Here is a 361-nt window from a genome sequence, read left to right on the forward strand (position 1 = left end):
GAAGACATGTTTGATACCGCCGCGCTGCAAAACTCAGAAGACATGATGTCGGCGGATGGTAAATACCATGCGGGTTATATTTTTAACCCCACGGAGTTCACTATTAACCTAATGCCAACATCGAATGCTGGAACGCTTATTGGCGATTGGTATTCAGCTGAGCGAGCAGCGGTGGCGAAGTTTGCCTGTAACGCCGTGCTAGTCATTCCGTCACTGAATATCAAATATAACTTTGTTAATGGTGTGCTCTACACGTGGACTCCGATCCCTTCTGGTAAGCGGGTATTGCAGCCTCGTCCCGCAGTCTTCCACTTTGAGTCATGCACACCGAGCGCCGCATAATGTCCAGAAAACAAATCAC

1 protein-coding gene is annotated in these 361 nt (G+C 48.5%); it reads left to right on the forward strand.

Annotated elements, in window-relative coordinates:
* Window positions 1-342, forward strand: a 342-nt coding sequence (locus tag AD970_RS19900; protein ID WP_049602472.1) for a phage tail fiber protein, incomplete at its 5' end; no start/stop codon positions are given.
* Window positions 343-361 lie beyond the last annotated feature (19 nt).

The organism is Yersinia nurmii (assembly GCF_001112925.1).
In the GTDB taxonomy this organism is placed as follows: Bacteria; Pseudomonadota; Gammaproteobacteria; order Enterobacterales; family Enterobacteriaceae; genus Yersinia; species Yersinia nurmii.